This is a genomic window from Pseudomonas cuatrocienegasensis (genome assembly GCF_900110925.1).
Lineage (GTDB): Bacteria > Pseudomonadota > Gammaproteobacteria > Pseudomonadales > Pseudomonadaceae > Aquipseudomonas > Aquipseudomonas cuatrocienegasensis.
Window position 1 is genome coordinate 366,568 of the sequence record NZ_FOFP01000003.1, and the last position, 25,638, is coordinate 392,205.

25 protein-coding genes and 1 pseudogene are annotated in these 25,638 nt (G+C 63.2%); 5 read left to right on the forward strand and 21 right to left on the reverse strand.

Annotated elements, in window-relative coordinates; genetic code table 11:
* Window positions 1-62: 62 nt before the first annotated feature.
* The 14 genes from BMW49_RS06725 to BMW49_RS06790 all read right to left on the reverse strand — a co-directional run bounded on the left by BMW49_RS06725 (window position 63) and on the right by BMW49_RS06790 (window position 15,965).
* Window positions 63-695, reverse strand: coding sequence for a LysE family translocator (locus tag BMW49_RS06725; RefSeq protein WP_069516563.1), 633 nt, complete (start codon window positions 693-695; stop codon window positions 63-65).
* Between the two features lie 90 nt (window positions 696-785).
* Entirely contained in the window at window positions 786-1,340 is a 555-nt protein-coding gene (locus BMW49_RS06730; RefSeq protein ID WP_069516564.1) for a cysteine hydrolase family protein, read from the reverse strand.
* A gap of 440 nt (window positions 1,341-1,780) precedes the next feature.
* Entirely contained in the window at window positions 1,781-2,938 is a 1,158-nt protein-coding gene (gene argE / locus BMW49_RS06735; protein ID WP_069516565.1) for an acetylornithine deacetylase, read from the reverse strand.
* 156 nt (window positions 2,939-3,094) lie between these two features.
* Window positions 3,095-3,769 (reverse strand): DUF1028 domain-containing protein, encoded by a 675-nt coding sequence (locus BMW49_RS06740; RefSeq protein WP_069516566.1) that lies wholly within the window; start codon window positions 3,767-3,769, stop codon window positions 3,095-3,097.
* Entirely contained in the window at window positions 3,766-4,200 is a 435-nt protein-coding gene (locus tag BMW49_RS06745; protein WP_069516567.1) for a RidA family protein, read from the reverse strand. Before BMW49_RS06745 ends, BMW49_RS06740 begins: the two co-directional genes overlap by 4 nt.
* On the reverse strand, window positions 4,200-5,558 hold the full coding sequence (locus BMW49_RS06750; RefSeq protein WP_069516568.1) for a flavin-containing monooxygenase: 1,359 nt from the start codon (window positions 5,556-5,558) through the stop codon (window positions 4,200-4,202). The genes BMW49_RS06745 and BMW49_RS06750 overlap by 1 nt, the downstream gene beginning before the upstream one ends.
* Window positions 5,559-5,744: 186 nt before the next feature.
* Window positions 5,745-6,629: a peptidoglycan DD-metalloendopeptidase family protein gene (locus BMW49_RS06755; RefSeq protein ID WP_256539300.1), complete on the reverse strand. Its 885-nt coding sequence runs from the start codon at window positions 6,627-6,629 to the stop codon at window positions 5,745-5,747.
* 328 nt (window positions 6,630-6,957) lie between these two features.
* Window positions 6,958-8,079, reverse strand: a complete 1,122-nt coding sequence (locus BMW49_RS06760) for a DUF1615 domain-containing protein (RefSeq protein ID WP_279627079.1) — start codon at window positions 8,077-8,079, stop codon at window positions 6,958-6,960.
* Complete coding sequence (locus BMW49_RS06765; protein ID WP_069516569.1) at window positions 8,072-8,980, reverse strand: response regulator; 909 nt, start codon at window positions 8,978-8,980, stop codon at window positions 8,072-8,074. Before BMW49_RS06765 ends, BMW49_RS06760 begins: the two co-directional genes overlap by 8 nt.
* Window positions 8,981-9,067: 87 nt before the next feature.
* Complete coding sequence (gene phoU / locus BMW49_RS06770) at window positions 9,068-9,799, reverse strand: phosphate signaling complex protein PhoU (RefSeq protein WP_069516570.1); 732 nt, start codon at window positions 9,797-9,799, stop codon at window positions 9,068-9,070.
* 100 nt (window positions 9,800-9,899) lie between these two features.
* Window positions 9,900-10,733 carry a phosphate ABC transporter ATP-binding protein PstB gene (pstB, locus tag BMW49_RS06775; protein WP_069516571.1) on the reverse strand — a complete coding sequence of 278 codons (834 nt, stop codon included), beginning with the start codon at window positions 10,731-10,733 and terminating at the stop codon, window positions 9,900-9,902.
* 89 nt (window positions 10,734-10,822) lie between these two features.
* Window positions 10,823-12,499: a phosphate ABC transporter permease PstA gene (gene pstA, locus BMW49_RS06780; RefSeq protein WP_167362780.1), complete on the reverse strand. Its 1,677-nt coding sequence runs from the start codon at window positions 12,497-12,499 to the stop codon at window positions 10,823-10,825.
* A 15-nt stretch (window positions 12,500-12,514) separates the two neighbouring features.
* Complete coding sequence (locus BMW49_RS06785) at window positions 12,515-14,803, reverse strand: ABC transporter permease subunit (protein WP_069516572.1); 2,289 nt, start codon at window positions 14,801-14,803, stop codon at window positions 12,515-12,517.
* A gap of 193 nt (window positions 14,804-14,996) precedes the next feature.
* Complete coding sequence (locus BMW49_RS06790; RefSeq protein ID WP_069516573.1) at window positions 14,997-15,965, reverse strand: PstS family phosphate ABC transporter substrate-binding protein; 969 nt, start codon at window positions 15,963-15,965, stop codon at window positions 14,997-14,999.
* 277 nt (window positions 15,966-16,242) lie between these two features.
* On the opposite strand from BMW49_RS06790, the gene BMW49_RS06795 reads away from it, so the two are divergent.
* Entirely contained in the window at window positions 16,243-16,644 is a 402-nt protein-coding gene (locus tag BMW49_RS06795) for an acyl-CoA thioesterase (protein WP_069516574.1), read from the forward strand.
* A 75-nt stretch (window positions 16,645-16,719) separates the two neighbouring features.
* On the opposite strand, the gene BMW49_RS06800 is transcribed toward BMW49_RS06795, so the two are convergent.
* Window positions 16,720-17,823 (reverse strand): TRAP transporter substrate-binding protein, encoded by a 1,104-nt coding sequence (locus tag BMW49_RS06800; RefSeq protein ID WP_069516575.1) that lies wholly within the window; start codon window positions 17,821-17,823, stop codon window positions 16,720-16,722.
* Window positions 17,824-18,282: 459 nt separating this feature from the next.
* Between BMW49_RS06800 and BMW49_RS06805 the strand changes: the two genes are divergently transcribed.
* From BMW49_RS06805 to BMW49_RS25560, 4 genes and pseudogenes are all read left to right on the forward strand, one after another.
* Window positions 18,283-18,828: a TRAP transporter small permease subunit gene (locus BMW49_RS06805; protein WP_069516576.1), complete on the forward strand. Its 546-nt coding sequence runs from the start codon at window positions 18,283-18,285 to the stop codon at window positions 18,826-18,828.
* On the forward strand, window positions 18,821-20,197 hold the full coding sequence (locus BMW49_RS06810) for a TRAP transporter large permease (RefSeq protein WP_069516577.1): 1,377 nt from the start codon (window positions 18,821-18,823) through the stop codon (window positions 20,195-20,197). Before BMW49_RS06805 ends, BMW49_RS06810 begins: the two co-directional genes overlap by 8 nt.
* Before the next feature lie 117 nt (window positions 20,198-20,314).
* The gene (locus tag BMW49_RS06815) at window positions 20,315-21,217 is read left to right on the forward strand and encodes a D-hexose-6-phosphate mutarotase (protein WP_069516578.1); all 903 of its coding nucleotides are present in this window, start codon (window positions 20,315-20,317) and stop codon (window positions 21,215-21,217) included.
* Window positions 21,218-21,516: pseudogene (locus BMW49_RS25560) on the forward strand (type VI secretion system tip protein VgrG); the annotation flags it as partial.
* Here the strand turns inward: BMW49_RS25560 and BMW49_RS06820 are convergent.
* From BMW49_RS06820 to purE, 6 genes are all read right to left on the reverse strand, one after another.
* Entirely contained in the window at window positions 21,516-21,986 is a 471-nt protein-coding gene (locus BMW49_RS06820; protein ID WP_244168312.1) for an FAD/FMN-containing dehydrogenase, read from the reverse strand. The pseudogene BMW49_RS25560 and the gene BMW49_RS06820 sit on opposite strands and share 1 nt — an antisense overlap.
* Before the next feature lie 35 nt (window positions 21,987-22,021).
* Entirely contained in the window at window positions 22,022-22,555 is a 534-nt protein-coding gene (locus tag BMW49_RS06825; RefSeq protein ID WP_069516579.1) for a DUF3299 domain-containing protein, read from the reverse strand.
* Window positions 22,556-22,631: 76 nt separating this feature from the next.
* Entirely contained in the window at window positions 22,632-22,880 is a 249-nt protein-coding gene (locus BMW49_RS06830) for a GlsB/YeaQ/YmgE family stress response membrane protein (RefSeq protein ID WP_069516580.1), read from the reverse strand.
* Between the two features lie 123 nt (window positions 22,881-23,003).
* Window positions 23,004-23,768, reverse strand: a complete 765-nt coding sequence (locus BMW49_RS06835) for a substrate-binding periplasmic protein (RefSeq protein WP_069516581.1) — start codon at window positions 23,766-23,768, stop codon at window positions 23,004-23,006.
* A gap of 68 nt (window positions 23,769-23,836) precedes the next feature.
* Window positions 23,837-24,922: a 5-(carboxyamino)imidazole ribonucleotide synthase gene (locus BMW49_RS06840; RefSeq protein ID WP_069516582.1), complete on the reverse strand. Its 1,086-nt coding sequence runs from the start codon at window positions 24,920-24,922 to the stop codon at window positions 23,837-23,839.
* 44 nt (window positions 24,923-24,966) lie between these two features.
* Window positions 24,967-25,455 (reverse strand): 5-(carboxyamino)imidazole ribonucleotide mutase, encoded by a 489-nt coding sequence (purE, locus tag BMW49_RS06845; protein ID WP_069516583.1) that lies wholly within the window; start codon window positions 25,453-25,455, stop codon window positions 24,967-24,969.
* Window positions 25,456-25,638: the final 183 nt, after the last annotated feature.

Below are 25,638 nucleotides of genomic sequence, written 5' to 3' on the forward strand. Positions count from 1 at the left end.
CAGACTTATTGGTTGCTCGAATACAGCTGACGCAAAAATAAATCCACGCCCTTTTCCCAGGTCTAAGACTGCGCAGCACTATTAACGAGGCGGATACCGAGCCCGATCATGATGGCGCCGGCCAGTCGGTCGATGGCGCTTTTGTAGTGCAGGTAAGCGCGTCGTGGAGCAGGGGCGGACAGCAGGGCCGCGACTATGGCGTACCAACCAAACTCGACGACAAAAACGCAGAGCACCAGCCCTACTGCCAATGACCAGGACACCGCCGCTGGGAGAAAGGAGGCGAACACGCTGGCGTAGACGATGGCGGTTTTCGGGTTGCTGAGCTGGGTCGTCAGCCCCAGCAGGAACGAGCGCCGCAGTGGCCGGGCAGCGGCTGCGCCTGTGAGCGTAACCGCCAGCGGCGCGCAGGCGCCCCGGTAAATGCGGTAGCCGAGATAGGTCAGATAGAGGCCACCGAGCACCTTGAGCAGCAGATAAGCCAGCGGCACGGCCTGAAACATCGCCTGCAACCCGAGCAGGGCCGCCGCGGCGAAAAGTACACCACCCAGGCCCATGCCGAGCGCAGCAGCGAACGCGTTGAGCCGCGAGGCAGCCACCGCCTCCCTGGCCACCATCACGAAACTGGGGCCAGGGCTGGCGGCCCCCAGGCCCAGGGCCATTGTGATGCCGACGAGTGCAAGCAACTCATGCATGGAGAACCTCCTCGTGTCGCCTTAAGCATAAAGTGTCGGTCAGCGGCAGGGGTCGGGCGGCGCTCTGCTTTAGCCGCAACGGTTGTCGCGCTAGAGCAGGTTAAGAGCATCCGCAGTCGCCATAATGCTCGCATACTCACCGTTCAGGTTCGCCAGCGACATGGCATGCACCTCATCAGCGGACCGGGGCACGCCGGCATAATCTTTTTGGCCAAAGGCAAAGGTCGCATCGGACACGACTACTGTTCGGAAGCCGAGGTTGCCCGCCGTGCGCGCGCTTGCTTCCACGGAGTTGTTGGTGCTGACGCCGACAATGACTAACTGACGAATGCCACGAACATGCAGCCAACGCTCCAGCCCTGTGTGAATGAAAGCGTCGGGGACATTCTTCTCGACAACATACTCATCGTCTAACGGCGCCAGCGCAGGCTGAAACGCGGCCCCCGGCTGCCCCGGCGAGAACAGCGAAGTTGGGCTGCGCGACATGTGCCGCACATGGACCACAGGCCCGCCGGCATCCCGCCATGCGTGGAGCAGCGTGTGGATATTTTGCTCAGCCTCAGGATTATTCCGCACCCCAGCAGCGGGCGATTGCATGCACTGCTGCATGTCGATAACGATCAGGGCGGTTGGCTCGTTGTGCATGTCATGGCTCTAAGGTGAAGGGCTGAAAAACAATGGCTATGCCCCAATTGGCTGTAGCAGCCCTATGCAGGCTATAACGCAACACCCGTAGGAGCGCCGCCCCGGCGCGAAGCTCTTTGGGCTATCTGCGATACCGCTGAATGGCCGCTATTCGCCGCGAGGCGCGGCTCCTACCAAGAGCATCGCCCGACAAGCATCGACGCCGTGCAACACATAACGAGGACATAGCCAAAACAATAGGCGCGCCCTTCGCGCCCACACAAGCCCAATCGGTTAATCAACAGCCGACAACGCCTGAAGCATCAAGAAGTGCCCGTGTCGCGTCGGCAATAAATGTCGGTAAGCGGCCGTGGGCTAGGCGGTGCTCCGCTTTGGCTGCGACGCTTTCAGCACTCTCAAGGCCTATCGCGAATAAATTCGCTCCTACAAAATGGTAGCGCTTAGTGCTGTTGCTGCACCCACCCCGCAAGCCGAGCCAGTAATGCATCGCAGCGCTCGAGCTGCTCGAGCGTGACGAACTCATCCGGCTTGTGCCCCTGCTCCATGCTGCCGGGGCCGCAGATGACGGTGGCGATGCCAGCGGCGTCGAACAGGCCACCTTCGGTGCCGAAGGCGACGGTGCTGAAGTCTTCCCGCTCGCAGAGCAGCGCCAGCAGGTGGGCGGCGTCGCTGGCGGGGTCAGTGAGCAGGCCGGGGTAGCTGGATAGCTCGCTGAAACGAATGTCGCTGGCGGCGCTGACCGCGCGCATGCGCGGCAGCAGTTCGTGCTCGGCGTAGGCCTGCAGCTCAGCGGCAACCTGCCTGGGGTCGTCGGCTGGCAGGACGCGCATCTCGAAGTCGAAGCGGCATTCGCCGGGGACGATATTGAGTGCCCGGCCGCCACTGATCACGCCGGTTTGCACGGTGGAGTACGGTGGGTCAAAGCGGCTGTCATGGCGCTCGGGCGCGGCCAGCTGCGCGCCGATTTCGCCAAGGCGGCCGATCAACTTGGCCGCGTATTCAATGGCGTTGACGCCCTGCGGCGCATAGGCCGAGTGGCAGGCTGCACCGTGGACCTCGCAGCGCATCGCCAGCTTGCCCTTGTGGCCGAGCACCGGGCGCATCTCGGTGGGTTCGCCGATCAGGCAGATGGCCGGGCGCTCGGGGCTGGAGCGCAGCTGTTCGACCAGGCTGCGCACGCCAAGGCAGCCAATCTCCTCGTCGTAGGAAATGGCGATATGCAGCGGCAGACGCAGCGGCTGTTGCAGAAACGTCGGCAGGCTGGCCAGCACGCAGGCGATAAAGCCTTTCATGTCCGCCGTGCCACGGCCGTACAGGCGGCCGTCGCGCTCGCTAAGGGTGAAGGCCGGCACCGTCCAGGCCTGGCCATCGACCGGCACCACATCGCTGTGGCCGGAGAGCATCACCCCGCCAGGGCCGGGCGGGCCGAGGCGCGCGTACAGGTTGGCTTTGCTGCGCTCATCGTTGAACAGCAGTTGGCTGTCGATACCGAGGTCGCTCAGATAACGGCGCACGTAGTCGATCAGCGCCAGGTTGGAGTCGCGGCTGGTGGTGTCGAAGGCGATCAGGTCGGCGAGCAGGTCACGGCTGGTGGGCATGGGACAATTCCGGGGCAATGGCTGATCGGTGGCGCGGGTATCGCTGTGGGAGGCGCTTCAGCGGCGACAGCTCCGAAGTCGCGGCTACGACTGCATGGATGCAGGAGGTAGAGCAAAGCAGGATGCCAGAGCCGAAAGCCCCTCCCACGGACGTCACTACTCGTCCCCAGGCACGCCGTAGCGCGGTGCCTGGGTCGGGTCGAGAGCACGGGTGATGTAGTCGTGCAGTTGCGGCTCGTACGCGCGCCAGAGTGCGTCCAGTTCGCCGATGGGGTGGTCGTCAGCCCAGTCGACGCGCAGGTCGACCACCGGCCAGACCAGATCACCCACCACCGAAAGCGCCGCCGAGTGCACCGGCCCAGCCTCGCCGCCGGCCGCCATGGCCGCGTGCATGGCGGCCAGCAGCCGATCCGGCAGGCCGCCGGCGACGTGCTCGAAGGCCTCGACCATGGCGTCGATCACCGCCGGCGAGGACAACAAATTGCCGGCCGCCACGCATTTCTCGCCAGCCCGCGCATGGTGCACACCGAGGGCTTCGCTGCCGGTGAAATGCGCGCTGGCGCCGTGGCTGTCGATCACCGTGACCTGGCGATACTGACCGTAGCCGTTGCTGTCCAGGGCCTGGCTCAGGGCTGCGCTGGGGCTTTCTCCGGCTTCCAGCAGGGTAAGAATCTGCGGACCGAGGGCCGGCAGGGTGATGTTCTGCGTTGACACTGCGCCCACTCCGGCACGCAGCCAGGGGCAACGGGCGCCGACGGCGATGCTGGAGGAGCTGATGGCAATACCGAGCTGGCCGGTTTCGGCGCAGCGGCCGACGATGGAGAAGGTCATGGGCGCGGCTCCGCTTGCCAGTCGTCCGGGATTACCGCGATCACGTCGATTTCCATCAGCCATTGCGGCTGGCCGAGGGCCGCGACCACTAGACCGGTGGAGATCGGGAACACGCCTTTGAGCCATTTGCCGACCTCCTGGTATACCGGCTCGCGGTAGCGTGGGTCGGTCAGGTAGGTGGTGGTTTTGACGATGTGCGACAGGTCGCTGCCGGCCTCTTCGAGCAGTTGCTTGAGGTTCTTCATCGCCTGTTCGGTTTGCGCCCGTGGGTCGCCCAGACCCACCAGATTGCCAGCGAAATCGGTGCCGACCTGGCCGCGCACGTACACCGTGTTGCCAGCGCGCACGGCCTGGCACAGGTCGTTGTCCAGGGTTTGATTGGGGTAAGTGTCTTTAGTGTTGAACATGCGGATGCGGGTATGGGTGGGCATCAGCGAACTCCGGTGAGGCTGACGGGCGCCGCGCCGGCCTGGGCTTCGGCCTGACGCTGCTGGGCGTCACGGTAGGCGGTGTAGGTGCGCTGGGTGGCGATGTGGTCGGCGATATGTTTGGCGTCGTGCCACACGCCCCAGATAAAGGTGGAGCCCCGCCGCGACAGCCACGGCAGACCGACAAAGTAGATGCCCGGCTCACTGGCGACGCCGCGCTGGTGCCGCGGTTTGCCATTGGCGTCGAAGGCGTCGACCTGCAGCCAGTTGAAATCATTGGCGTAGCCGGTAGCCCAGATGATCGCGCTGATGCCGGCAGCAGCCAGGTCGAGTTCGAGGAGCGGCTGCGTTACGCAGTCCGGATCAGGCAGGCACCGGCGCGCACTGGGCTCTTCCGGCAGGTCGAGGCCGTTGCGGGCAATGTAGGCGTCGGCAGCATCGAGCAGCGCCAGGTAGTTCTCGTCGCCACGGGCGATGTTGTCGGCCAGGTCGGCCTGGAAGCGCACCACGCCCTCACTGAACGCCTGGGTCAGGCCGACCAGGGTGATGCCCTGCCCTGCCAGCTCGCGGAAATCGATGGTGCGGCCACCGTGGGCGCCGCTGACGGCAATGGTGACGTGCTCCTTGCCCGGCTGCATGGCCTGCGCATCCCACAGGCCAAGCACGCCCAGCCACCAGACGAAATCGCGGTTGCGGTAGGCGCGCGGCGGGCGGTCGTGGGGACCAACCGAGAGGTAGACCTGTTTGCCGGCGCGCTGCAACTCGTCGGCGATCTGCACCCCGGATGAGCCGGCGCCGACCACCAGCACCGCGCCCTCGGGCAGTTGTTCAGGGTTGCGGTAGGCGGCGGAGTGGATTTGATACAGCGCCGAATCCTGCGGGGCGATGGCCGGGATCACCGGCTGCTGAAACGGCCCGGTGGCCACCACCACGCGATTGGCCAGGATCACCCCTTCGGAGGTTTCCACGCTAAAGCCGGCGCGCCCGCTATTGCGCACCACCCGCCGCACCTCCACGCCGGTGCGGATCGGTGCGGCGATCTGCCGGGCATAGGCCTCGAAGTAGTCGGCTACCTGGTCCTTGTGGGCGAAGGCATCGGGCGCCAAGTCGGGAAATTCCATACCCGGGAAACGGTCATGCCAGACCGGGCCATTGGTCACCAGCGAGTCCCAGCGGCCGCTGCGCCAGGCTTCAGCGATGCGGCTCTTCTCCAGCACCAGGTGCGGCACGCCATGCCGGCTCAGGTGCTCGCTGGTGGCCACCCCGGCCTGGCCGGCGCCGACCACCAGGGTATCGATTTCGAGGGGCCCCACCGCGCTGGCCGAGCGTGGCGGGAAAGCGGGTTGCTTAAGGTCGGTCATGGCGTGCCTACTCTGCTTCTGATCATGGCGAATCCGCAGTCGCAACAAGGCGGGCGGTGTTCGGCGCATTCTGTGCAGAGCGGGGCTTTCGCGAAATTATGATTTTTGTAGTCGCAGGCTAGGAAAAAGCTGCCTGACCAGGGCGCGGTGGATCGGCCCTGGTATTGCCGCAGAAGCTGTTGCGGCTTACTCGCCGCCCACGGCAAAGTTCGGCAGGCTGTTGACCGGCTGGGAGAAGTCGAACGGAATCGATTCCAGGGCCAGGCCAACGTTGCGCTGGACGACGAAGTGCAGGTGCGGGCCGGTGCTGTTGCCGGTGTTGCCGGAGCGGGCGATCTGGCTGCCGGCGGCCACGTGCTGGCCCTCGGCGACGCTGACCGAGCCCTGCATCAGGTGCAGGTAGACGCCCATGGTGCCGTCGTCGTGTAGGATGCGCACGTAGTTGCCCGAGGGGTTGTTGCCCCGGCCGTTCTGGCTGTTCTCGGTCTTGACCACCACGCCGCCGCGCGCCGCGACTATGGGCGTGCCTTCGGGCATGGCGATATCCACCGCGTAGCGGCCCTTGGGGGTGAAGTGGCTGTACTGGCCGTTGGCGCCCTGGGTCAGGCGGAACGGGCCGCCGCGCCATGGCAGCGGGTAGCGCTTCTGCGTCGGCACCAGGCGCGGGTCACCCAGGGCGTAGCGCAGCTTGGGCGTGTAACTCAGGGGCTGTGAAGGGTCGCGCGGAGCCAGGGTGGCGAGGCGAATCTGGCTGCGCGGTGGCAGCACCCAGGTGATCGGTTTGCTCGGCGCGCCACTGACGTTGCTCAGTTGCTCCAGGCGCAGCTCCACCTGCACAGGCGCGAACAGGTCGTTGCGCACCAGCAGGGTTTCGCCGGCTTCATGCTTTTTGGTTTCCAGCTTCACCTGGGTATCCAGGCGCTCGACCATGCGATCACGAAACACGAAGACCTGCGCACCAGGCGCCGCCTGGTCGGTGTAGGTGACCACGCCGTTGGCATCGGTGTATTTGTAGATGGTCAGCGCCATGGCCGCAGGCGCGGTGCAGAGCAGGCCCAGCAGCAGCGCCAGGTTGGTACCGGCGTGGCGAAGCAACACGGCGCAGGCCTGCGCAATGGTGAATGGAGTAGAAGCGAGCCCTAGCCTGTTCATTCGGATTTATGGGTTTATGAGTATCCGGGAGAGTCAGCGTAGCAGCCTGTGCACAGGCAGGCGAGTCGCGCTTCTCGGCTTTGCGACTGGAGACACAGAGCCTGTGGGCATCTCAAGCATCAAGGGGGGCGGGCGGTGCCCGTTTTAGCCGCGGCTTCTGCAGCGTTCTCAAGATCTATCGCGAATAAAGGCTAGGCGCCCCCTTCGCTCCTACAAAAGAGCGACAGAGATTCGTGTCGCGATTCTTTTAGCCGGTCTTGGCGCGGCCTAGGCAGTTTTTCCAGCGCGCCTCGACCCGCTCGGCAAACCAGGCGGTGGTGAGGTTGCGGGTGATTTTCGGGCTCTTCAGGACGATGCCCGGTAGCCGCGCACGCGGCACGCTGCGGCCTTCAAGCTGGTCGGCCAGGGCGAAGACGCGATCGTATAGTCGACTGTCCTCAAAGTCCTGGCGGTCACCGCGCTCCAGATCTCGGCGGATGGCCACATCACTGAGGTCCAGGCGAGCGCTCAGGCTGCGCACTGCCCGTTCGGTCTGCCCGGCCTGGCGCGAGCCGTGGATGATCAGGTCGCCGTCCAGAGCCAGGGTGATGCCCGACAACCGGCTTACCGCATGCTGAAACGCGGCGTTGCGGCTGGCGTACCAGCCGGCATTGAAGTCGGCGAAGCGATACACCGGGCTGCTGTAGGACGCCGGGTAATCGAGCAGGTGGGCGATGCCGAAATACAGACCACCTCGGCGGGTGAACACCTCCTGGCGCAGGCTGCCGTCGATCACGTAGGGATAGTCGTCGGCCAGGCGTTCGGCAAACTCGATGCTGACCTGCATCGGCCCGCCGGTACGCACCGGGTTGAGGCCACCGAACAGTTGCTGCCCCATGGGCACCATGCCGATGAAATCGTCGAAGATCGCGCTCAGGGCTTTTTCCGTGCGCACCTTAGCCAGGCGCTCGGCATAGCGCTCGCCGGTCGGCGACTTGAGCCGCAACGCGGTATCGACGAGAAAGGCCGGGATATGCAGCTTCTCGGCACGCTGGTCGATCTCGCGTCGGGCCAGGGTCGCCAGGCCGGCCACCGGGGGATCGGCGCGATAAGTGGACTCTTGCTCGATCACCGCCAGCACCGCACAGAGCTGGCTGTCGCTGGCCTCCAGCTCGCGGTCGGCAAAGGCTACATAGATATCGTTGGCCCAGCCCTGGCGGTCTGTCACCGTCGCTGGCATCAGGCGCAGCAGTTGCGCGCGGACCACATCAGGATGGCGGGTCGGAGGTTGTTCCTGCACCCGCCCACTGCAACCGGCGAGTAACGCCAGGAGCAGGCCGGCGACAATCGCCGAACGTACGCGTATGGCGTTAGCCTGGAGCTCAAGCACCGGGGCTGAAGTGCTTTTGCGCCGTGCCGCGGGCGATCAGCCGGGACAGGTAATCGAGTTTTTGCGGGTCGCGGTCGACAAAGCGGAAGCTCAGTTGCAGCCACTCGCTGTCGGGTTTGGGCTCGAAGGCGGCAACGGAATGCAGGTAGCCATTGAGCCGTGCGACTTCCTCACCGCCCTCGCCTTGTTCCAGGTCGAGCACGGCGCTTTCCAGCACCTGGGGCAGCAGCTCGCCGCGCTTGACCACCAGTAGCGCCTCTTTGAGGCTCAGCGCCTTGATGATGCAGGCCATGCTACCGCCCGGCAGGCGCAGTTGACCCTGGCCTCGGCCAGCCGGCGGTTTGGCCGCAGCGGCCGGAGCAGCACTCGCTGCAGGCGCCGCGAACAGTGGCGAGCTAACGGCGGCAGCGGGCGCATGTACCTGGGGTTTACCGCCGGTCAACGCGGCCAGCGAGTCGTTGGCAAAACCACCGCTGCTGAGCATTTTTGGTGGCGCACCGGACATCAGCGCCTGCAGCTTGCCTGCACGGCTCAGGGCCTTTTTGACCTTGGTGACCAGTTGTTCGTTGGAAAACGGCTTGCCGATAAAGTCGGAAACGCCGGCCTGGATGGCCTGGACGACGTTTTCCTTGTCACCGCGGCTGGTGACCATGATGAAGGGCACTGTTTTGAGCGCGTCCTGAGAGCGGCACCAGCTGAGCAGCTCCAGCCCCGACATCTCGGGCATTTCCCAGTCGCAGAGAATCAGGTCGATGCTCTGCTTGCCTAACAACTGCTGGGCCTTGCGCCCGTTGATGGCTTCTTCGATCTGCACGCCGGGAAAATTATCACGCAGGCCCTTTTTCACCAGGTCCCGGATAAAGTTCGCGTCATCCACCACCAACACACTGACTTTACTCATCGGCCACTCCCCTCGAATGGCCATAAGCATAGTCGCGGCACCCGGGCAAAGGCCAACCGAAATGCATCAACCCGGCGTTAAAACCGATCACTCGGCCTTGTTGCCACCCTGCACTTCTTCCTGCATGCGGGTCAGGCCGATGTGCTTAACATCGGTGCCACGCACGAGGTAGATCACCAGTTCGGCGATGTTGCGTGCATGATCGCCAATGCGCTCCAGCGAGCGCAGGGCCCAGATGATGTTCAGCACGCGCGAGATCGAACGCGGGTCTTCCATCATGAAGGTCACCAACTCACGCAGAGCGGTTTTGTATTCGCGGTCGACGGTCTTGTCGTACTGCGCCACCGACAGCGCCAGATCGGCGTCAAAGCGGGCGAAGGCGTCCAGCGCCTGTTGCACCATCTTGCGTACCTGGTCGCCGATATGCCGCACTTCGACGTAACCACGCGGCGCTTCACCTTCTTCGGTAAGGAGGATGGCACGCTTGGCGATCTTGGTCGCTTCGTCGCCGATGCGCTCCAGGTCGATCACCGATTTGGAGATGCTGATGATCAGGCGCAGGTCGGAGGCAGCCGGCTGACGACGGGCAAGAATGCGCACGCACTCCTCGTCGATGTTGCGCTCCATCTGGTTGATCTGGTCGTCGATCTCACGCACTTGCTGGGCCAGACCGGAGTCGGCGTCGATCAGCGCCGTCACGGCGTCGTTGACCTGCTTCTCGACCAGGCCGCCCATGGCCAGAAGGTGGCTGCGCACCTCTTCAAGCTCGGCATTGAACTGCTGGGAGATGTGCTGGGTAAGGTTATCTTTGTTGATCATTCCAATTCGCTCCGCGAACGCTGCATGTAGGGTGCGCCATGCGCACCGGCCCTTTGGTGCGCGCGGCCTAGGCGGCCCCGCGACACCCTACGAAGTTTGATCAACCGTAGCGGCCAGTGATGTAGTCTTCGGTCTGCTTCATCGCCGGGTTGGTGAACAGCGTATCGGTGTCACCGAACTCGATCAGTTTGCCCATATACATGAACGCGGTGTAGTCGGAGACCCGTGCCGCCTGCTGCATGTTGTGGGTCACGATCACGATGGTGTATTTGGATTTCAGTTCGTAGATCAGCTCTTCGACTTTCAGCGTGGAGATCGGGTCGAGTGCCGAGCAGGGTTCGTCGAGCAGCAGCACTTCAGGCTGCACCGCCACGGTACGGGCAATCACCAGACGCTGCTGCTGACCGCCGGACAGGCCCAGGGCTGACTCGTGCAGACGGTCCTTGACCTCATCCCACAGGGCCGCGCTTTTCAGGCCCCATTCCACGGCCTCATCAAGCACGCGCTTCTGGTTGATGCCCTGGATGCGCAGGCCGTACACCACGTTCTCGTAGATGCTCTTGGGGAACGGGTTGGGCTTCTGGAACACCATGCCCACGCGGCGACGCAGCTCGGCGACGTCTTCGCCCTTGCGGTAGATGTTGGTGCCGTCGATGTTGATTTCGCCGTCCACGCGGCAACCGTCGACCAGATCGTTCATCCGGTTGAAGGTACGCAGCAGGGTCGACTTGCCACAGCCGGACGGGCCGATAAAGGCGGTCACGCGCTGCTTGGGGATGTTCAGTTTGACGTCGAACAGCGCCTGCTTTTCACCGTAATACAGGTTCAGGCCGGGCACCTGGATCGCCACCGTTTCGGTACTCAGGTCCAGGCTCTGCTTTTCGCGGCCCAGGGCCGAAATATCGATGCCGTGGGTATGTGCTTCATGTTGCATGGCTTCACTCCCGTTCACAGCTGCAAGCTGCAAGCTACAGGCTATAAGTCAAGAATCGCACGCCTGTGTTGCAGGCGTGCGGCTCAGATTCAATGATCCAGGGCTTTGTACTTTTCCCGCAGGCGGTTACGCAGGTAAACGGCGGTGAGGTTGAGCACCGCAATTACCAGCACCAGCAACAACGCAGTGGCGTATACCAACGGCCGCGCCGCCTCGACGTTGGGGCTCTGGAAGCCGACGTCGTAGATATGGAAGCCCAGGTGCATGATCTTCTGGTCCAGGTGCAGGTAGGGGTAGTTACCGTCTACCGGCAGGCTCGGCGCCAGCTTGACCACGCCCACCAGCATCAGCGGCGCCACTTCACCGGCAGCACGGGCTACGGCGAGGATCAGCCCGGTCATCATCGCTGGGCTGGCCATCGGCAGCACCACGCGCCAGAGCGTCTCGATCTTGGTCGCGCCAAGCGCCAAAGAGCCTTCACGCAGGGCCCGCGGAATCCGCGCCAGGCCTTCTTCGGTGGCAACGATGACCACAGGTACGGCGAGGATCGCCAGGGTCAGCGAGGCCCAGAGCAGGCCTGGCGTACCAAAGGTGGGCGCCGGTGCGGCTTCCGGGAAGAACAGCGCATCGATCGAGCCACCCAGTACATAGACGAAGAAGCCCAGGCCGAATACGCCGTAAACGATCGCCGGTACACCAGCCAGGTTGTTCACCGCGATGCGGATGACCCGCGTCAGCGGCCCCTGCTTGGCGTACTCACGCAGGTAGATAGCGGCGATGACACCGAACGGGGTGACGATCACAGCCATGATCAGGGTCATCATCACGGTACCGAAGATCGCCGGGAAGATCCCGCCCTCGGTGTTCGCTTCACGCGGCTCGTCGCTGACGAACTCCCACAGCTTGGCGCCGTAGAACTGCAGCTTGCCCATGGTCGACATGGCGTTCGGCCGATAGGCACGGACCACCTTGCCCAGGGTTACGTCCACTTCGCGGCCGTCGACCGAGCGCACGGTGATGCTGTCGCGGTTGAAGGCCTGGTACAGACCATTCAGCTCGGTTTCCAGGACCTTGTATTCAGCGTCCCAGCGGGCGCGCTCGGCGTCCAGATCAGCCTGGGCAACGGCGTCCAGCTTGCCCTGCAGTTCCAGCTTGCGGGTTTGCAGACGGATACGCTCCAGGCCGGCGTTGATGCGGCCGATGTCACGCTTCTCGAGACGCACCACCTGAGCATGCAGCTCATCGACGCGCTCCAGGCGCTCCTGCAGTGCAGGCCAGGCAGCGTCACCCTCGGCAACCAGCTGGCCATTCTCTTTGACGTTGAGCAGGTAACCATAAAGGTTGCCCCACTCGCGGCGCTCGAAAGCGGTCAGGGTTTCCGGGGTGCGCGGGTTGCTCAGCCACTCGCCGACGACCCAGCTGAAGTCGGCACCGTAGAGATCACGGTTACCGACCTTGAGCAGCTCGCGGGTCATGAACTCGCCACCTTCGGCGGCAACCGGCAAACCGGAGGCAGCCAGACGAGCACGAGGGATTTCCTCGATCTGGGTGACTTCGCCGGCCATGACGCGGACTTCCTGGCCAGGCACCTGGTAGTCGGCTTCGATGATGTCAGCCGGCCAGAAGTGCCCCAGACCACGGGTAGCGATCACCGCCAGCAGACCCAGGGTCATGATCACCGCAATGGAGACCGCCCCGGCGTTCATCCAGATCCACGGCGAACCGCTTTTGAACCAGGCTTTAACGGAATTCTTTTTCACGGACATATACCTTCCAGGCCCTTAGAGCGACGCGTACTTGACGCGCAGACGCTGGCGCACCAGCTCCGCGAGCGTGTTCATGACGAAGGTGAAGGACAGCAACACCAGGGCCGAGAGGAACAGCACGCGGTAGTGCGTACCGCCCACTGCCGACTCGGGCATTTCCACCGCCACGTTGGCAGCCAGGGTGCGCAGGCCCTCGAAGATGTTCATGTCCATGATCGCGGTGTTACCGGTGGCCATCAGCACGATCATGGTCTCGCCGACAGCACGGCCCATGCCGATCATCACCGCCGAGAAGATGCCTGGGCTGGCAGTCAGGATGACCACGCGGGTCAGCGTCTGCCAGGGCGTGGCACCGAGCGCCAGAGAGCCAAAGGTCAGGCTCTTGGGCACGCTGAACACGGCGTCTTCGGCAATCGAGTAGATGTTCGGGATCACCGCAAAGCCCATGGCCAGGCCAACCACCAGAGCGTTGCGCTGGTCGAAGGGAATGCCCAGGTCATTGCTCAGCCAGGCGCGCATGTTGCCGTCGAACAACCAGACTTCCAGGTGGCCACTCATGCTCAGGGAGACAAAGCCCACCAGCAGGATCACCGGGATCAGCAGCGCCGCTTCCCAACCATCCGGCACCATCAGGCGGATCGACTCAGGCAGGCGGCTCCAGGCGAAACCGGCCAACAGAATGCCGACAGGCGTGAATATCAGCAGGCTGAAGATGCCCGGCAAATGCCCTTCGACATAAGGCGCGAGGAACAGACCGGCGAAGAAGCCGAGGATCACCGTCGGCAATGCCTCCATCAGCTCGATCACTGGTTTGATCTTGCCGCGCATCGCCGGCGCCATGAAGTAAGCGGTGTAGATGGCCGCCGCAATCGCCAACGGGGCAGCCAGCAGCATGGCGTAGAACGCCGCCTTGAGTGTACCGAACGCCAGTGGTGCGAGGCTCAGCTTGGGCTCGGCATCGGTATTGGCGGAGGTGGACTGCCAGATGTAATCCGGCTGGTCATAGTTCTCGTACCAGACCTTGCTCCACAGCGAGCTCCAGGATACTTCCGGGTGCGGGTTGTCGAGTGTCCAGCCCTGCAGTTGCCCGTTGGCCTGCACCAGAATCTGGTCGGCACGCGGCGACATGGCAATCTGGCTTGCCGCGCCATCGCTGACCGACTGCACGAGCAGCGTGCGGTGAGCGGTGCTGTGGAACACGCCAAGCTGGCCGCTGGCGTCCAACGCAATAAAGCCCTTGCGACGCTCTTCCGGGAGAATCTGGGTGATCGGGCTGTTGCCCATCTGGAAGCTGCGGATCGACTTGAGCAGTTGCTTGCCGTCTTCGTCACGCACCATGAACCACTGCTGGATGCCGCCTTTGCTGTCGCCGATCATCAGCGAAATGCCGCCCAGCAGCGTCGAGGCATGGGTGACTTCGGTGCCGCCGTCGGCAAGCAGTTTGTAGCGGCCGTTGAGCTCTTTGGTACGCAGGCTGAACACATCGGCGGTGGCGCGCCCGTTGATCACGTACAACCACTGATGACGCGGGTCGATCAGCAGCTCTTTGATCGGCTCGGCGATCTGCGCCAGGGCAATGCGCTCTTCGCTAAGGGTGACCTCGCCGGTCATCATGTTTTCTTCGCGGCCCAGGCTCAGCACGTGCAGGTCACGGCCGGTGGAGCCGGTCAGCATCAAAGTGCCGCTGTTCAGGCTTACGGCGATGTGGTCCAGCGCAGCACCCTGTTCATCGAGGGTGATCGGTGTTTCACCGAAGGGATAGGCCAGGCTCGGGCTGATGACCCGCACATCGTTGGGGTAAGTCACGGCATAGCGGTGCTCGAACACCATCACCTGACCGTTGGACAAACCCACCGCCACGCGGTTGCTGCCCGGCTGATCGCGGCCGACCGAGACGATCTGCGTGCCCGCTGGCAGCGGCAGGGTCACCGCGCTCATCAGGCTCATATCCTGAGCATTGAAAAATTGCACCTGGCCACGCGCATCGAGGCGCATGCCCACTTCGTTCTGCTCCTCCACTGCCATCAGCAGCGGGGCGCCGGCGTCTGCCAGCCAGGCCGGCTGCACAGGCTCGCGCGCCTCCAGGTCGGCGCCCTGGAACATCGGAAAAACGATGTAGGCCAGGTAAAAGAAAATCAGGGTGATTGCACCCAACACCGCCATGCCGCCCACGGATACGCACCAGCGGGCCAGGCGATCCTTGAATGCACGAATGCGCCGCTTGCGTTGCAGGGCCGGCGTGTTGAAGTCCAACCCCAGGGATTTGGAAGACGCGGTCATGGTTTCACTAGCCAAGTCGTTCATAGTAGAAGGCATCTCTGCACGGCCATGCGCGCGCCGTTTTTCAGGTCCGGGTTCAGGCGGCCACTGTAGTACGCCTATGTGACAGAAAAGTTACAGCACGCTGACAAAACCAAACCCGCCCCTCGCAACGAGAAGCGGGTTTGGCCAACCCATGGCATCCCTGCCAGTTGGCGCCCGGTTGGGCGCCGGGTGTTTAGAGACCCAGTTCCTGCATGGTCTTGTCGACGACCTTCTTCGGCAGCGGGATGTAGCCGTCTTTCACGACCACGTCCTGGCCTTGCTTGGACAGCACCAGCTTGAGGAACTCGGTGTCCAGCGGGCTCAGCGGCTTGTTCGGCGCCTTGTTGACATAGACGTAGAAGAAGCGAGCCAGCGGGAACTTGCCAGCGATGGCGTTATCTTCGTTCGCTTCAAAGGCTTCGCCGCCTTTCTTCGACAGCGGAACAGCCTTGACGCTGGAGGTGCGGTAGCCAATACCCGAGTAGCCGATGGCGTTCAGGGTGCTGGAGATCGACTGCACAACCGAAGCCGAACCCGGCTGCTCGTTGACGTTGGATTTGAAGTCGCCCTTACACAGCGCTTCTTCTTTGAAGTAGCCGTAAGTGCCGGATACCGAGTTACGGCCGAACAGCTGCAGCGGCTTGCTCGCCCACTCACCGGTCAGGCCTACATCGCCCCAGGTTTTGATATCGCTAGCGCCACCGCACAGGCGGGTGCTGGAGAAGATGGCGTCAACCTGCTCGATCGACAGGCTCTTGATCGGGTTGTCCTTGTGCACGAACACGGCCAGGGCGTCGATTGCGACCGGTACGGCAGTCGGCTTGTAGCCGTACTTCTGCTCGAACGCCTGGATTTCGCTGTCCTTCATGGCGCGGCTCATCGGGCCCATGTTGGCAGTGCCCTCGGTCATTGCGGGTGGCGCAGTGGAGGAACCCGCGGCCTGAATCTGGATGTTGACGTTCGGGTAGTTCTTCTTGAATTCTTCGGCCCACAGGGTCATCAGGTTGGCCAGCGAGTCGGAACCGACGCTGGACAGGTTACCGGATACGCCCGAGGTCTTTTCGTAGGTCGGCAGAGCCGGGTCGACAGCGGCAACCGCATTGGCAGTGGCGACGCCAGCGGCGACAAAAGTCATGGCCGCCATCAAACGCTTAAGTTTCATGCTTTGCTCCTAGCAGAATGTAGTGTTGGATGGAACAGGCCAAGTATTGTCGGCCCTTGTGATCACTCTATGAAACCAATGTGACAGTTCGATGAACGCCGGCACATTGCCAGGTAGGGTCTGTTGACGTTTCGTTCGCGGCCGCGGCGAAACGTCAACAGACCCTAGGTGGGCAAAGCGCCATAGTCGCCCGCCGACCGTTCAGTCGCTATACTCGCCGCAACCCGCACCCTTGCGGGTCCCGCGCCACAACAACCGCGCCGCGAGCTCAGAGCCGATGAACGAATTCGAACAGGAAGACCCGATACCTCAAGGCGATCTGGCCCTGCAGATCACCGCACTGCCGCGTGAAACCAACGGTTTTGGCGATATTTTCGGCGGCTGGCTGGTCTCGCAGATGGACCTGGCCGGCACGGCCATGGCCAGCAAGGTGGCCGGCGGGCGTGTGGCCACGGTGGCGATCGACCGCATGGCCTTTCTGGTGCCGGTGCCGGTCGGCGCGCAACTGTCGTTCTATACGCAAACCGTGGAAGTGGGCCGCAGCTCGATCCAGATGCTGGTCGAGGTGTGGAGCGATGATCCGTTGTCCAGCGAATGGCGCAAGGTCACCGAGGCGGTGTTCGTGTTTGTCGCCATCGACGGCAGCGGCCGCACCCGTCCGGTGCCCGCACGCCGTTAGAGCGCAGCTAACCAACAGCGCGACGTAAAAACAAAAACGCCGGCCCAAGGGCCGGCGTTTTGCTGTGCGCTTGAATCAGCCGCGGATGTTGTAGATATCCTTCTCGTTCATCTCTGCGTACTCATAGAGACGATCGAGGTAGGCACGCTGCTGCGCCCATACCTTGGTTGCCGCCGGGTCGGCAGCAGCGGCGGCATCGACCACCTCGGCAGCCACACCCTTGAGTTTGGTCAGCACCTCGTCCGGCAGGCGACGTACTTCCACGCCTTCGGCCTTGAGCTGCTCCATGGCTTCCATGTTGCGCGCGTTGTAGTCGTCGAGCATGTCGGCGTTCACGTCGCGGGCCGCAGCGCGGACGATAGCCTGCAGGTCGGCCGGCAGGGTTTCCCAGGCCTTGATATTGATGTCCAACTCGAAGGTCACGTTCGGCTCTTGCCAGCCCGGGGTGTAGTAATACTTGGCGGCTTTGTGCAGGCCCAGGGCCTGGTCGTTATACGGGCCGATCCACTCGGTCGCATCGATCGCGCCAGTCTGCAGTGCAGTGAAAATTTCACCCGCTGGCATGTTGACCACGGTACCGCCCATCTTGGTCAGTACTTCACCGCCCAGACCCGGGGTACGCATCTTCAGGCCATTGAAGTCGTCAACGCCGTTGATTTCCTTGTTGAACCAACCCGCGGTCTGCACGCCCGTGGCGCCGCAAGCCATCGGCAGCACGCCGAAGGGTTTGTACACCTCTTCCCACAGCTGCATGCCACCACCACGGTGCAACCAGGCGTTCATTTCCTGGGCGTTGGGGCCAAACGGCAGGGCACAGAAGAACTGCGCCGCCGGCACTTTGCCCTTCCAGTAGTAAGGCGCGCCGTGGCCCATTTCAGCGGTGCCGCGCGAGACAGCGTCGAAAACCTCAAGTGCCGGCACCAGCTCCCCAGCGGCGTAGACCTTGACCTTCAGACGACCATTGCTCATCTCGTTGACCAGGGTAGCGAAGCGCTCGGCGCCCACGCCCACACCCGGGAAGTTCTTCGGCCAGGAGGTGACCATTTTCCAGTTGAAGGTTTCGCCACCGCCTCCGCCCTGTTGGGGCTTGGCGGCCGTTTCGGCTTCCTTGTTGCAGCCGGCCAGTGCGGTGGCAGCCAGGCCAACACCTGCTGCGGCGAGAATCTGACGACGTTTCATGCAATGCTCCTTCTTGTTGTATTGGTCTGACCACAGGATCACTGCGGACGAACCGTGCCTGCGTAACATAGGGGGAAGTGACTCCCAAGCCTAGCGGATACGACTAAAGTTGTAGTGCCATTGCTGCAATTGACACGGCCTGCCTAAAATCGCCGGCTTGCCTGCCACTGTAGGGTCTGCTGACGCTTCGTCCGCGGCCGCGCCGGAGCCAGTTTTAGCGCGAGGCAAGGCACGAGATGCGAAGTTTAGCTGGCTAAATGAGTCATCGAGAAACGCTGCATCGCGCTAAAACGGGCCCGGCCCTACGGGTTGCGCGCAAAATCTCGCCATGCGGTGTTGGAGGACTTGGCAAGGGAACACCATTACCGGCGTCCTCCGCCTTGCCTGGCGAAATTTTTCGCAGCAACGCGGCGTGCGACGAAACGTCAACAGACCCTAAATAACGATAAAGGACTCACCATGTCCGACAAACCTTCAATCGCCCTGAGCATTGCGCATCTGATCGATGCGCTCAATGCCCGGTTCGGCCAGGCCTGCGCCTGGCTCACGCTGTTCCTGGTCCTGGGTACCGCTGTCGTGGTGGTCCTGCGCTATGGCTTCGGTATCGGCGCCACCGCGCTGCAAGAGGCCGTGCTCTATGCCCACGCCTTGGTTTTCATGGGCGCCGCTGCCTGGGTCTTGCAACGTAACGGGCATGTCCGCGTAGACATTTTCTACCAAGGCTTCAGCGCACGCCGCCAGGCCCTGGTCGAAATCCTCGGCACCCTGTTTTTCCTGCTGCCGCTGTGCCTGTTCCTGGGCTGGGCGAGCTGGGATTACGTGACCAACTCCTGGTCCACGCTGGAAGGCTCCAGCGAGTCCGGCGGCCTTAAATTCGTTTATCTGCAAAAAAGCATCATTCTGGTGCTGGTGGTCAGCCTGGTCTTGCAAGGGGTCTCCGACGTGATCAAATCCGTACTGCTGTTCACCGGCCGCCTGCCCGAGCCGGAGGTGAAGCATGGCTGAGTTGATGGCGATCCTGCTGTTTATCAGCATCTGTGCCGCACTTATGGCCGGCTTCCCCGTTGCCTTCACCCTGGGCGGCGTCTCGCTGCTGTTCGCCGGCATCGGGATTCTGACCAATACCTTCGATGCAGGTTACCTGAGCGCCCTGCCCAATCGCCTGTTCGGCATCATGAACAACCAGACCATGCTGGCGGTGCCGCTGTTCGTGTTCATGGGCGTGATGCTGGAGAAATCCCGGGTTGCCGAGGACCTGCTCGAGTCCATGTCGCGACTGTTCGGCACCCTGCGCGGTGGCCTGGCAATCTCGGTGTGCGTGGTCGGTGCCTTGCTCGCCGCCTCCACCGGCATCGTCGGCGCCACTGTGGTGACCATGGGCCTGCTGGCCCTGCCGACCATGCTGCGCCGCGGTTATGACCCAGCTATCGCCACCGGTACCCTGGCCGCCACCGGCACCCTGGGGCAGATCATTCCGCCGTCCATCGTGCTGGTATTGCTGGGGGACGTGATGTCCAGCGCCTATCAGCAGGCGCAGTTGAAGATGGGTATTTTCTCGCCCAAGACCGTCTCGGTCGGTGACCTGTTCGTCGGCGCCTTACTGCCGGGCTTGCTGCTGGTTGGGCTGTACATCGTCTACATCATTGCCGTGGCGATCTTCCAACCGAAGAAACTGCCGGCGCTGCCGCAAGAGGAGCTGGGACCGATCGAATGGGGCAAGCTGTTCAATGCCCTGATCCCGCCGCTGATCCTGATCGCCGCCGTGCTCGGCTCGATTCTCGCCGGCTATGCCACACCGACCGAAGCCGCAGCCCTCGGCGCCCTCGGCGCCATGCTGCTGGCCCTGAGCAAGCGCAAGCTGAACTTCGGCCAACTGCGCGAAGTGGCTTACGGCACCACTGAAATCAGCGCCATGGTGTTCATGATCCTGATTGGCGCCTCGCTGTTCTCCTTGGTGTTCCGTGGTTTTGGCGGTGAAGTGCTGATCGAGGACGTATTCGCTCAGTTGCCGGGCGGCGTGCTCGGCGCGTTCTTCCTGGTGATGCTGGTGATCTTCCTGCTCGGCTTTATCCTCGACTTTATCGAGATCACCTTCGTGGTGGTGCCGATTGTCGGGCCGGTGCTGCTGGCCATGGGCCTGGACCCGATCTGGCTGGGCGTGATGATCGCACTCAACCTGCAGACGTCCTTTCTCACACCGCCATTCGGCTTCGCCCTGTTCTACTTGCGCGGCGTAACGCCCAAGTCGGTGCCCACCAGCACCATTTACAAGGGCGTGGTGCCGTTTATCCTGATCCAGCTGGCCTTGCTGGTCATCGCCTACCAGTTCCCCGGGTTGATTACCTGGCTACCGGAGCAGGTGTACGGCAAGTAACACTGCCGTGAACCAAGCAAACGCCCGTCCTTGTGACGGGCGTTTTGCATTAGCCCCCATGGAACTGTTCCCCCTGACAGGCTCCAATAGCGAAACCCCTTTTCAAGAGTCCGCCCCATGACCACTGCCCATATCGAACGAATCGACCTGGATGCCCTGACCGCCTGGCGCATCCGCCGTGGCGCCCATGAGCTGGTGATCACCCAGCAGGGCGCCCAGGTGCTCAGTTACCGTCAGGATGACCAGCCACCGCTGATCTGGCTCAGCGAACAAGCTGCCTACGCGCGCGGACAAAGCGTGCGTGGCGGTGTCCCCATCTGCTGGCCCTGGTTCGGCGCCCTGGAGCGCAACCCGCAGGCCGTGCAGGCGCTGCACAACTCGCCGTCATCAGCCCCTGCCCACGGCGGCGTACGCGGCCTCGACTGGCAACTGCTGGGTATCGATAACCAGGACGACGCCGTGGTTATCCAGTTCGCCCTCGACACCCGCGAACAACCGCTACCCGATTGGCCCCATGAGGCCCAGCTCAACCTTCGCGTGCGCCTGGACGACCGCCTGCACCTGAGCCTGTGTACTGATAATCCGGGCCATCAGCCGCTGCCCTTCAGCCAGGCACTGCACAGCTACTTCGCCGTCAGCGATATTCGTCAGGTACAGGTTGAGGGGCTAGCGGGTTGCCGCTATGTGGAAACCCTCGAAGACTGGCAGCAGCGCGAGCAGCACGGTGATCTGACCTTCAGTGGCGAAACGGATCGTATCTACCTGGACACCCCGCCGAGCCTGAGCATCGTCGACCCCCTCTGGCAGCGCCGCCTGCAACTGCACAGCAGCGGCTCACGCTCGGCGGTAGTGTGGAACCCCTGGATCGACAAAGCGCAGCGCTTGTCGCAGTTCGCCGATGACGCCTGGACCGGCATGCTGTGCATCGAGCACGCCAATGTGCTCGACGACTGCATCAGCCTCGCCCCAGGTGAGCAGCATCGGCTGGAAGTGAGTCTGTGGAGCGAGGCGCTTAAGTAGCCCTACCGCTTCGAGCCGGAGCTGGTCGGCGAGCGCCCCGACCTCGACCTGCAACGCCTGTTGCAACAGTCGGCGTTTCTCGCCTTCAGCCCCTATGGGCCGGAGACTCACGGGCTGATCTTCCAGGTCGCCCAAGGCGAATTCGGCAAGCGCCTGACCCGCTACACCCCGAGCATCGTGCCGCAACTACTCAGCGCATCTTCCAGTACATGACGGCGCCGCAAATCATCGTTCAGGGCCATGTGCTGATCTTCGGCGATGATCAGAGCGCCTTCGGCGACCCCGGCACGCTCACCGCCTAACGCCCCGGCGCCTCCAGAGCTCGCGCCAAATCCCCCGCCTCGGTAAATACGCGCTTCTGCTCCAACCGCCCATCCTTCAACTGCAGCCATACCACTTCCCCCTCACCCGCCGCATAACGCGGTGCGATACGCGCATCGCGGTCGAGCAGGACGCGGTAGTTGTAGTCGCGCATTTTGGGGAGGGCGAAGAGTTTGCCGATGAGGCTCGGCATGCGGCTGATATCGGCGAGAAAGATGGCCTGGCGTTGTTCCAGGTAGCCCTTGGGTTTGCCTTGCAGGGCGGCGTCGAGCAGTTTGGCGCCGTCCATGTCGCGGGCTACCAGCAGGACCTGCAGTTGGTTGTCCAGGGTGTAGGGCTGATCGTACTGGTCGAGCAAGGTCCAGGGTGCCAGGCGTTCGCCTGGTTCCAGAGCCAAAGCGCTGCTGGCCAGCAGGCAGAGCAGCAAGGCAGTCAGGGTTTTCTTCACGGCTAAGGCTCCAGGGTAAACAGGCTAACGGCGACTTAGAGATCGTCCTCGGTCACCACACGCACGTCGGCGGCATCGAGGGCATAGGCGGCGTCGGCGAGGTCGTTGCTTACGGGCTCGACCTTGAGCTGACCACTGACCCACAGCGGCGTGTAGATGTCATCGATGGCCAGGCCCTTGGGGTAGCGCACCAGCACCAGCTGGTTCGGCGGCGGTGGTGGGACGTGGATGCAGGCACCGGGATAGGGCACCAGAAAGAACAGCGTACTGCGGCCACTGTTGTCGGTTTCCAGCGGCACCGGGTAGCCGCCCAGGCGCAGTTGTTTGCCATCCAGGCCGGGAACGGTCTTGCTTGAGTACATCACCGCCGGCAAGTCGGCATCTTGCTGGCGCAGGCCGCCGGGGGAGTAGAAGCCGCTGTCCTGCTCGGGGGTGTCGTGGCTGATTTCCGGCATGGCTTCGAGGGCCTGGCGGTCCTCTTCGGGCATCAGTTCGAGCCAGTCGGTTTCGGGTAATTCGGCGCGGGCCAGGCCGCACAGCAAGCACAGGGACAACAACCAGTAACGCATCGGCACACTCGCAGAGAAGAAAAACGGCAGGCCGATACGCGCGACGAGGTGCGGTGTGCACCTCGCCCCTGACGGATCAGGCCTTCTTGGCGATCAGGCCATAGAGTACCAGCAGGACGATGGCGCCGATCACTGCGCCGATGAAACCGGCGGCTTCGCCGGCCTCGTAGATACCCAACGCCTGGCCGCCGTAGGTGGCTGCAATGGAGCCGCCGATGCCGAGCAGGATGGTCATGATCCAGCCCATGCTGTCATCGCCGGGTTTGAGAAAGCGCGCCAGCAGGCCGACGATCAGGCCGATGAAGATAGTTCCGATAATGCCCATGGGTATGACTCCTTGAATACGAATGGGACAGGCAAAAACGCCTGGTTTATCGGACTGGCAAAGTGCCCAAGGGTTCGCCTGGGATATTCGGCGGGCTGTAACAAGCCGTGCCGGTGACAGCCTTCAAGGTACCGAGGGCACAGGGGATGGCAGCTCATGCTGGCGGTAGATGGCCGCGATTTCGCCACTGTCGCGCATACGCGCCAGCTCTTGCCCCAGGCGCTCGTAGAGTAGGCCGCGCTCGCCTTGGTACAGCGCCAGGGATGCGCCGTAGTAATTGAGGATCGACTGATCGTGCCGATAGGCCGCGTAACGATAGTCGTCGAAACCCAGGGCCTTGAACTGTACTTCTATCGCCGGTGCGTCGAGCACGGCCATCACATCCAGGCGCCCGGCGCGGAACATCCCAGCGAGCAGGTAATCGTCGGTCACGACGACCTTGCTGAGCAGCCCATCGCTGTCAAACGGCTCGAAGTAGGCAGTACCCCGCTTGGTACCGATGGTCAGGCCCTGCAGATCGGCATAGTCACCAATACGCTGCTCTTGCCCCGGCGGCACGATAAAGCGCACGGACAGCTGTTGCACACCGATGCTCGGCAAGTAGTGGATATAGGCATGCCGCTCTGCCGTATCGAGCACCCGCGGCACCAGGTCGATGCGCCCGCTCTTGAGGTCTTCGATACTGCGGATAAAGGGCGCATGGCGCCATTCGACGCGAGCACCAACATGCCGGGCGGCCTGGTTGAGAATATCGATCAGTGGGCCAACGGGCGTGCCGTCGACGCTTTGCATTTCCGGTGGCCGATCACGGTAATCGGCGCGCAGAACGGTCTCGGCATTGGCCCAGGCGACAACCAGCAGTAGTGGCAGAGCAAACAGAGGACTCATGGCAGTAGGCTCTTGTGGTGGCCCATAGGCTAGAGCGTAGCTGCAATTCGTCCCCCGTGATGCTGAACTTAAGTGGAAGCGATCAACGCTTGCACAGCGGCAATACGGCTATCCAGGGTGGCCCGGTCAGCACAGCGCAGGGTGGCGTGGCCGACCTTGCGTCCAGCCTTGAAGGCCTTGCCGTAGTGGTGCAGGTAGCAATCCTCGATGGCCACCACCTGATTCACTGGTGGCACACTGCCGATGAAGTTGAGCATGGCGCTCTCGCCCACCTTGGCCGTGGAGCCCAGCGGCAAGCCGGCGATGGCACGCAGGTGATTGTCGAACTGACTGCAGACCGCGCCTTCGATGGTCCAGTGCCCGGAGTTGTGCACACGCGGGGCGATCTCGTTGGCCTTCAGGCCACCGTCGACCTCGAAGAACTCGAACGCCAGCACGCCGACATAGTCGAGCTCGCGCAGCACCCGGCCAACGTAGTCTTCGGCCAGGCCCTGCAGCGGGTGCGCGGTGCTGGCCACGGACAGGCTGAGAATGCCGCTGTCGTGGGTGTTGTGCACCAGCGGGTAGAAGCGCGTTTCGCCATTACGGCCACGCACGGCGATCAGCGACACTTCACCACTAAAGGGCACGAAGCCTTCAAGAATGCAGGGCACGCTGCCCAGCTCGGCGAAGGCGCCGGTCACGTCTTCGGGCTTGCGCAGGACCTTCTGGCCCTTGCCGTCATAGCCCAGGGTACGGGTCTTCATCACCGCCGGCAGGCCGATGCTGGCCACCGCGGCGTCCAGGTCGGCCTGGGACTGGATGTCAGCGAATTCCGGCGTGGGAATGCCCAGGGCCTTGAACATCGACTTCTCGAACCAGCGGTCACGAGCGATGCGCAGGGCTTCAGCCGACGGATAGACCGGCACGAACTGCGAGAGGAATGCCACCGTCTCGGCCGGCACGCTCTCGAACTCGAAGGTCACCAGGTCGACTTCATCAGCCAGTTGGCGCAGGTGCGCCTGGTCGCCGTAATCGGCGCGGATATGCTCACCCAACGCCTGGGCGCAGGCATCCGGCGCCGGGTCGAGAAAGGCGAAGTCCATGCCCAGCGGAGTACCCGCCAGGGCCAGCATGCGGCCCAGTTGGCCGCCACCGATTACACCGATTTTCATGGGTCGATCTGCTCCTGATGCACGGGGGGCTGCGGCGAGCGCGCTCAGCCGCGCGGGTCCGGGTTATCCAGCACGGTCTCGGTTTGCTCCTGGCGGAACTGTTTGAGCGCGGCGTGGAACTGCGGGTGCTGGTGGCCGAGGATACTGGCGGCCAGCAGGGCCGCGTTGATCGCACCGGCCTTGCCGATGGCCAGGGTGGCGACCGGAATACCGGCCGGCATCTGCACGATCGACAGCAGCGAGTCGACGCCCGAGAGCATGGACGACTGCACCGGCACGCCGAGCACCGGCAGGTGGGTCTTGGCGGCGCACATACCCGGCAGGTGCGCGGCGCCGCCGGCACCCGCGATGATCACCTGAATGCCGCGGCCTTCGGCCTCTTCGGCATACTGAAAGAGCAGGTCCGGGGTGCGGTGCGCCGAGACCACCTTGACCTCGTGGGGGATGCCGAGCTTGTCGAGCATCTCCGCGGTGTGACTCAGGGTGGACCAATCGGACTTGGAGCCCATGATCACGCCAACCAGTACGCTCATCGTCGTGCCTCTCTGTGGGGCGCAGGGCGCCATCTCGATCATGCGCCTGCGGGCGCGGCAAAAACCAACAAGCCACGCGGGAGGACCGGCGTGGCTTGTGTGCGAAAAAGGCCGCGCAGTATACCGTAAAGCTACGTAAGACGCGCAGCCCCCTGCACCGTTCGTCCAGCATCTGCGCTGAGG